General features: G+C 35.8%; 1 protein-coding gene. It reads left to right on the top strand.

Annotated elements, in window-relative coordinates; translation table 11 throughout:
- The coding region (locus ABFR62_14165; GenBank protein MEN8139562.1) for an aldehyde dehydrogenase family protein at positions 1–1,497 on the top strand (1,497 nt) is incomplete at its 5' end.
- Positions 1,498–2,007 lie beyond the last annotated feature (510 nt).

The raw sequence follows: 2,007 nt of genomic DNA, 5'->3' as shown, positions 1-2,007 counted from the left end.
ATTCGAAGATTAAACTTTCATTTTCCTCCCCGATTACATACTTTCGAATATCAAAACCAGAATGATATGCAATCAATAGTTAGAAATAAGAACTTTATAAATGGTGAATGGCTCGAAAGTAATGAGCCTAAACTTAATATCGTTGATAAATACACCCAAAAGCTGATAAGCAGTGTAAATATGGCAGATGCCGATCAGGTTGAACTTGCCATTACAAGCGCCGAAAATGCTTTTAAAGAGTTAAAAAAACTATCAACAGGTGAACGAATCAAATTTCTGGATGAACTTCATAAAGAACTAAAAAATAACGAAGACAAATTTATCGATTTGATAATTGCCGAGGCCGGGAAACCACGGGGATATGCAAAAATGGAAATTCAACGCTGTTTAGACACTCTTGAAACAGCTTCGAGAGAAGCCTATACTTTTTCAGGCGAAACAGTTCCGATAGATTACAATAATGGCTCAGGAAAAACTGCTTTTACAAAACGTGTAGCAATTGGACCAATTACTGCAATTTCTCCGTTTAACTTCCCCTTAAATCTTGCATTACACAAAATAGCTCCTGCTATAGCTACAGGTAATCCTATAATTTTAAAACCGGCTCCACAGTCACCTCTCACGGCATTAGCATTTGCTGCTTTAGTCGAAAAAATTGGAATGCCCAAAGGGAGTGTGAATATACTTATTGCCGACATCCCACAATCACAAAAATTAGTTACCGATGATAGAATAAAACTACTGAGCTTTACTGGAAGTCCGGAAATAGGTTGGAAACTGAAAAATATAGCAGGTAAAAAGAAAGTACAACTCGAACTGGGAGGAAATGCAGCTTCGATAGTTGACGAAAATTCAGATTGGAAGAAAGCCGCAAGAATGCTCGCTATAGGATCGTTCTTATATGCCGGACAAATATGTATCTCTACCCAGAGAATTTATGTTCATTCAAATATATATAATGATTTCATGAACGAATTTATTACGGAATCTCAAAAGATAAATTCGGGAGATCCAAATATTTTGGGTAATCACAACGGACCAATGATTTCCGGTATTCACCTGGAGCAAATATCATCATGGGTAAATGAAGCCAAAGACCAGGGAGCCAAAATAATGTTGGGAGGAAAAATATTTTCTGAAGAACACAATATCTACGAAAACACTATTCTGACAAATACAAACACAGCTATGAAGGTAAATTCAGAAGAGGCCTTCGCTCCTATCGCAATTGTAGAGGAATTTAAAAACTTCGGGGAAGCCATCGATTTTGTAAACGACTCCAGATTTGGATTACAGGCATCTGTTTTCACTAACAATTTTGAAAACATAAAAACAGCTCACAACGAACTGGAAGTTGGTGCAGTTGTAATAAATGATATTCCGGGCTTCAGGATAGATTCCATGCCCTATGGAGGAGTAAAAGATTCAGGTTTAGGCCGTGAGGGACTAAAGTACGCAATGATGGAGTACACTGAACCGCGGATGTTGGTTTATTAAGCAATAATATAATGTGAAAATATAATGCATAAGCGGTATCATTAATTATTTTATAAAACTTCTCGAAGTTTGATGTAATTATAAAAACACTTAAGAGATAAACAAAACGAAAATATACTTATATCCACATAATTCATCCCGGATAAAGTTATATTTTATTGTGGTATAAGCCGTCAGACTGTCTAAAAACCAAGTTTGTAGTATTCATTATTTGGGTACCTGTCTTTGCAACAATTCGAATATGCAATTCTCAGGCGTTGCAAAAAGGTTATTAGACAGACTGCCGTTAGCAACAAGACAAAAAAAACGGATCAAGTCCATTTTCTGGGGATCTTAAAAAATCAGGTATAAAGTTTACATAATCTCAACAAGAAAATAGGATATCTTTCACTCCTCTAAATTGCCTTCTATACTCTTTAATTTTGGCATTGAAAGATTCTGCAGAAGCATGTTAGTTAGTCTACACCTCTCACTAATCTAAACTGTCCTTAATTTAGTATTGGCTGAAAG

The organism is Bacteroidota bacterium, from assembly GCA_039714315.1.
Classification (GTDB): domain Bacteria; phylum Bacteroidota; class Bacteroidia; order Flavobacteriales; family JADGDT01; genus JADGDT01.
Note: the sequence above shows the minus strand (reverse complement) of the source record. Positions and strands in the feature narration are given on the sequence as shown.